Source organism: Microbulbifer sp. ABF4_143 (assembly GCF_056160225.1).
In genome coordinates this window covers 22,316-28,646 of sequence record NZ_JBSWWT010000029.1, presented here as the reverse complement: position 1 = coordinate 28,646, position 6,331 = coordinate 22,316, and the positions used below count along the sequence as shown (strand labels likewise).

The following is a 6,331-nucleotide window of genomic DNA, read 5'->3' as shown; positions in this document are numbered from 1 at the left end:
TGACTACCCGGCAGAGCACTGGGTGCACTTGCGCACCACCAACCCGATCGAGTCGACCTTCGCCACGGTGCGGTTGAGGACGAAGAAGAGCCGCAGCTGTGGATCGCGAGATACCACACTCGCCATGGTCTTCAAGCTGCTGCAATCCGCTGAGAAACGCTGGAAGAAAATCAAAGGATTTAAACAGCTGGAACTGGTGGTCAACAACGTCCAGTTCCGGGATGGAGAGGCAATAACCGATCAATCAGACGGGGTAGCCGCCTGATGCATACACCAGATTTGACAATAACTCCGCCGCGTAACGTACGTGCTATCACATCTCTTGTTAGTCACAGTCTGTGACTTCGATCTCATTTTATTTGGCACAAGTTATATCACGAATAAAAGGAATGCTGGGAGCTCCTGTAATGGGGTGTAACAATGTATGTGAGTATTTACACACAGTTTGCAGTTTGGAAAATATTGGAGTGAGCTTATTGTTGTAGTTTACTCTGCTTCGTCTCTATTCCTCCTTGGTCACCACACCTGCTATCTTCCCACCCAGAACAACGTACAGGACCCCCCCCATGCTCAGGAACCTCACGGCCTCCGTGGCCCTACTGGCCGCAGCGGCCATCCCGGCCCTCGGCCTGATCGGCTGCGACCGCTCCCAGCCCGAATCAAAACCAAAGTCGGAACAATCGTCTCAATTCGCCATCGACTACCAGCAATTCCAGCTGGATAACGGCCTCAAGGTCCTCTTCCATATCGACCGCTCCGACCCGGTAGTGGCGGTGTCGCTGACGGCCCATGTGGGGTCGGCGCGGGAGAAGGCGGGGCGCACTGGCTTTGCGCACCTGTTCGAGCACCTGCTGTTCCTGGAGTCCGAGAACCTGGGTAAGGGCGGGCTGGATGCGATGAGTGCGCGTATCGGCGGTTCCGGAGCCAATGGTTCCACCTCCCGCGATGTCACCAACTACTACCAGACGGTGCCCAAGGATGCGCTGGAGAAGATGCTCTGGGCCGAGGCGGACAAGCTGGGCTGGTTTATCAATACGGTGACCGAGCCGGTGCTGGCGAAGGAAAAGCAGGTGGTGAAGAACGAGAAGCGCCAGAGCGTCGACAACCGCCCCTACGGCCACACCCAGTATGTGATCGACCGCAATCTTTACCCCCAGGGGCACCCCTACAGCTGGCAGGTGATCGGCTCGCTGGAGGATCTGCAGAACGCGACCCTGGCGGACGTAAAGGAGTTCTTCCGCCGCTGGTATGTGCCCAACAACGTGACCCTGGTGGTGGCCGGGGATTTCGATCCCGAGCAGGCCAGAGCCTGGGTGCACAAGTACTTCGACGAGGTGCCGGCGGGCGAGGCCATAGTGCGCGCGCCCAAGCAGCCGGCGGTGCTGAAGGAATCCGTGCGCCGCTACCACGAGGACAACTTCGCCCGCGAGCCGGCGCTGACCCTGGCCTGGCCGGCGGTGGAGCGTTTTCACCCGGACAGCTATCCGCTGGCGGTGCTGCTGGAATACCTGTCCGACGGCAAGCGCGCGCCGCTGTACCGGGTGCTGGTGGAAGACCAGCAGCTCACCGCGGGCGTATCCATGGGCAGCTACGATTCCGAACTGGCCGGGCAGGTGCAGCTGCAGGTGCGCGCGTTCGAGGGCCGCGATCTTGACCAAGTGTACGAGGGCATCCAGCAGGCCTTCGCGCTGTTCGAGCGGGAGGGCATCGCGGAAGAAGACCTGAAACGCATCAAGGCCGGCCAGGAGATCGCCTTCTACAACGGCCTGTCCAGCGTGCTCGGCAAGGGCTTCCAGCTGGCCCAGTACCAGGTGTACCGGGGCGACGCCGGCTATGTGAGCGAGGATATCCAGCGCCTGCTGGCGGTGACCGCCGAGGATGTCGAGCGGGTGTACCGCAAGTACCTGCAGGGCAAGCCGTTCGTAGCGGCGAGCTTCGTACCCAAGGGCGGCGTCGAGCTGGCGCTGGCGGATTCCGACAGGGCGCAGGTGGTGGAGGAGCAGATCGTCAGCGGCGCCGAGGCGCCGTTCGATGCGTCCGCGAAAGCCGAGTACGAGCGCACCCCGTCCAGTTTCGATCGCACCAAAGAGCCGCCCTACGGCGAGCCGGCGCAGACCGCGGTGCCGCAGGTGTGGCAGGCGGCGCTGGCCAACGGCCTGCAGGTGTCCGGTATCGAGAGCAGCGAAGTGCCGACGGTGAACTTCAGCCTGGTGATCGATGGCGGCCAGCTGCACGAATCCCTCGACAAGACCGGCGTCGCCAACCTGACCGCGATGCTGATGCAGCGCGGTACCGCCAAGCGCACGCCGGAAGAGCTGGAAACCGCGATCCAGACCCTGGGTGCCGATATCCAAGTGTCCGCCGGCAAAGAGAGCTTCCGCTTCGACGTCACCACCCTGGCGCGCAACTTCGAGCCGGTATTCGCGCTGCTGGAGGAAATGCTGCTGGAACCGCGCTGGGATGCGGGCGAACTGGTGCTGGCGAAGAAGAGTGTCGCCAGCCAGCTGAAACGCGCGGCGGCCGAACCCAATGCCATCGCCAGCAACACCTTCGCGCGCCTGCTGCATGGCGAACACAGCATTCGCGGCTACAGCCTGCTCGGCACAGAGGGTTCCGTGGCCGCCATTACGATGGACGATCTCAAGGCCTTCCACCGCGACTATCTGTCGCCGTCGGTCGCCCGCGTCCATGTGGTGGGCGATATCCGCCGCGAGGAATTTCTCAGGGCGGTGCGTTCGCTGGAGAAACGCTGGCCGGCGCGCGCGGTAGATATCCCCGCGCCCGAATCCGCGGCGGCCGCGCCGGGGATCTACTTCGTCGATGTGCCCGGGGCCAAGCAGTCGGTACTGCGCATCGGCCGTCCGGCGATGTCGGCGCTGTCCGACGACTATTATCCGGCGGTATTCAGCAACTACATTCTCGGCGGCGGCGGTTTTGCCTCGCGCCTCACCCAGCAGCTGCGCGAGGGCAAGGGCTATACCTATGGTATCCGCTCCGGTATTTCCGCCGGCAAAACCGAGGGCGAATTTGTGATCGGCACCGGCGTGCGCGCCAATGTCACCGCGGAGTCGGTGCGGCTGATTCACGGCATACTCAGAGATTACGCCTCCACCTATACGGAAAAAGACCTGCAGACCTCGCGCTCCTATCTGATCCGCAGTAACGCCCGTGCCTTCGAAACCGCTCGTGCCAAGCTCGGCCTGCTGGAAAACATAAGCCGCTACGGCTGGCCCGCTGACTATGTGCGCAGCCGCGAGGCCATCAGCGAGGCCATGACGGTGGAGCAGGTGCAGAAGATTGCCCGCACCTATATGCAGCCGGATTCGATGATCTGGGTGGTGGTCGGAGACCGCGCGACCCAGTTCGGCCGGCTGCAGGAACTGGGCCTGGGTGAACTGACGTTGCTGGATGGCGAAAAGCTGACGCGCTTGGCTGAGCTGTCGTCAGCGGACTGAACGCGCTATTGACGCCGCCTGCACTTGTGCCGGTCGCCGGGGCGCCGGCACGGGGGCTAGGGAACCTCTGAATAATTCCGCAATGCCTCTGCAAGCCAGAGGTATCGCGGAATTATTCAGAGGCTCCCTAGGCGACCACGCCCTGGGTGTACAGCTGCTCTATTTCCTCGGCCGCATAGCCCAGGGACTGCAATACCTCCCGCGATTGCGCACCCAGCGGCGCACCGGCGGTGTGTCGCCCCGGTTTGTAGCCGCTGAACATCAGCGGCGAATTGATCTGCTCGAGGGCGTCGCCGTCCGGCAATCTCGCCTCGCACAGCATCTGCCGTTCCCGCAGCAGCTGGCTGTCGGCGGCCTCGCCGAAATTCAGTACCGGCTCCACGCAGGCATCGCAGCCGGCAAACAGCCGCGCCCAGTCGTCCAGATCGCGCGCGGCGATGGCGGTGGCGATATCCCGCTTCAGCGCGCTCTGCTGATCCGCCTGCAATACTCTCTCCAGCCACTCGGGGTGGCCGATTGCGGTGAAGAACTGCCGGGCGAACTGCGGTTCCAGGCTGCCGACGGCCAGGTAGCGGCCGTCTGCGGTGCGGTAGTAGTCGTAGTAGCTGCCGCCGTTCAGCAGTTCCCCTTCCGGCTCCGGGTCGCCGGCGCCGGCCAGCGCGTTGGCGCCGCCGATCGCGTTCAGGGCGAAGGCGCAGTCGGTCATACTGATATCGATATGGCTGCCCTCGCCGGTCTGCTGGCGCCGGTAGGCGGCGGCGAGAATACCCATCACCGCGTGGTGTGCGCCGCCGGCGATATCGGCCACCTGGGTGCCGCTGAGGGCGGGACCGGAAGCGGCGCGACCGGAGTAGCTGGCGAGGCCGGACAGGGCCAGGTAGTTGATATCGTGGCCGGCGCGGTCCTTCAGCGGACCCGTCTGGCCGTAGCCGGTGATGGAGCAGTAGATAAGATCGGGGCGGGCCGCGCGCAGGGATTCGTAGCCGAGGTCGAGCCTGTCCATGACGCCGGGGCGGAACTGCTCCACGACTATGTCGTATTCGACCAGCAGGCGCCGCACTATTTCTCCGGCCTTCGGGTCTTTCAGATTCAGCGCCAGGGATTTCTTGTTGCGGTTGATGGTCGCGTGGGCGGCGGAGACGGCTCTGTCCTCGCCCACCATCGGCGGCAGGCCGCGCAGCATATCCGGGCGCGTGGGGGACTCTATGCGCAGCACTTCGGCGCCCATGTCGGCCAGCAGCATGGTGGCGTAGGGGCCGGGGAGCAGGGTGGTGAAGTCGAGAATTTTCAGGTCCTTCAACGGGCCTTGGATATGATTCATTGGGCGGTTTTTCTTGTTGTGTATTTACCGTCGCCGTTCCGGCCTGCGCCGGAATGACGATGCGGCCTTGTAGGAGCCTGCTTGCAGGCGGAAATTTGGCGACTTCGATCTACCATTTTATCGCCTGCAAGCCAGAGGCATCGCGGAATTATTCAGAGGTTCCCTAGAAGCTGTTTCATAACTACTACACGGGCGCCTGGCGGCGTCCGGCGGTGCTCGGCATCCTCATGTACTACTTGTACACTGCGGTGCCTCCGCTCCGGCGGCCACCACCAGTCACCCGCTCGCTACGTTATGAAACAGCCTCTAGTTGATCTCGGGCTCAGTCTTTCAGCAGATCCCGGGAGATGATCAGCTTCATGATCTCGTTGGTGCCGGCATAGATGCGCTGCACCCGCGCGTCGGCCCAGGCGCGGGCGATCGGGTATTCCCACATATAGCCGAAGCCGCCGTGCAGCTGCACGCATTCGTCCAGCAGCTTGCACTGGAAGTCGGTGCTCAGCAGCTTGGCCTTGGCGGCGGTGGCGACGTCGAGTTTTTTCTCGTAGTGCAGTTCCAGGCAGCGGTCGATAAAGACGCGCATCGCGGTCAGTTCGCTGGCCAGTTCCGCCAGTTTGAACTGGGTGTTCTGGAAGGCGGCAATGGGTTTGCCGAAGGCCTTGCGCTCGCGCACATAGTCCACTGTCCAGCCGAGCGCCGCCTCGGCGTTGGCGATGGCGCCTATGGCGACGCCGAGGCGCTCCTGGGGCAGCTCCTGCATCAGGTAGATAAAGCCCTGACCCTCGGCGCCGAGCAGGTTTTCCGCCGGCACCCTGACGTCATCGAAGAAGAGCTCCGAGGTGTCCTGGGCCTTCATGCCGATCTTTTCCAGATTCGTGCCCCGCTTGAATCCGGGGCTGTCCGCCTCCACCAGCAGCAGGCTGACGCCGGCGGCGCCCTCGTCGGGGTTGGTCTTGGCCACGACAATGACCAGGTCGGCGTGCTGGCCGTTGGTGATAAAGGTCTTGGAGCCGTTCAGCAGATAGTGGTCGCCTTTCTTGATCGCGCTGGTGCGCACGCCCTGCAGGTCGGAGCCGGCGCCGGGTTCGGTCATCGCGATCGCGGTGACTATCTCGCCGCTGATGCACTTGGGCAGGTATTTCCGTTTCTGCTCCTCTGTGCCGTAGTGGACGATATAGGGCACGGCGATATCCGAGTGCAGTCCCCAGCCGATACCGGTGAGGCCCGCGCGGGAGATCTCTTCGTCGATCACGGCGTTGTAGCCGAAGTCCAGGCCCAGGCCGCCGTACTCCTCCGGCACCTGCGGGCATAGGAAGCCCATCTCGCCGGCCTTGTTCCACAGGGCGCGATCCACCTGCCCGTCTTTTTCCCACTGCGCGTGATAGGGGACCGCCTCCTTCTCGAGGAATTTGCGCACAGTGTCGCGGAACTGTTCGTGCTCTTCGTTGAATACCGTTCTCGGGATCATGGTTTTCTCCAGGGTTATTCTTTTATTGACCCGGCAACCGAATAGGTTAACGGGTTAATGCGGCACAGGGACGTGCTGCCGCCGGCC

3 protein-coding genes, 1 other RNA gene and 1 pseudogene are annotated in these 6,331 nt (G+C 63.0%); 3 read left to right on the top strand and 2 right to left on the bottom strand.

All coding sequences use genetic code 11. From position 1 onward, the window contains the following. Window positions 1-265 (top strand): annotated as a pseudogene (locus ACXAF3_RS17050) (IS256 family transposase); the annotation flags it as partial. Window positions 266-566: 301 nt separating this feature from the next. After that, window positions 567-3,455, top strand: a complete 2,889-nt coding sequence (locus tag ACXAF3_RS17045) for a M16 family metallopeptidase (protein WP_475113495.1) — start codon at window positions 567-569, stop codon at window positions 3,453-3,455. 127 nt (window positions 3,456-3,582) lie between these two features. Here the strand turns inward: ACXAF3_RS17045 and ACXAF3_RS17040 are convergent, their stop codons facing one another. Next, entirely contained in the window at window positions 3,583-4,776 is a 1,194-nt protein-coding gene (locus ACXAF3_RS17040) for a CaiB/BaiF CoA transferase family protein (RefSeq protein ID WP_475113494.1), read from the bottom strand. Between the two features lie 227 nt (window positions 4,777-5,003). Between ACXAF3_RS17040 and ACXAF3_RS17035 the strand changes: the two genes are divergently transcribed. After that, a non-coding RNA gene (locus tag ACXAF3_RS17035) (sX9 sRNA) lies at window positions 5,004-5,081 on the top strand. Between the two features lie 17 nt (window positions 5,082-5,098). Here the strand turns inward: ACXAF3_RS17035 and ACXAF3_RS17030 are convergent. Then, window positions 5,099-6,244 (bottom strand): acyl-CoA dehydrogenase family protein, encoded by a 1,146-nt coding sequence (locus ACXAF3_RS17030; protein WP_475113493.1) that lies wholly within the window; start codon window positions 6,242-6,244, stop codon window positions 5,099-5,101. Between the last annotated feature and the right edge of the window lie 87 nt (window positions 6,245-6,331).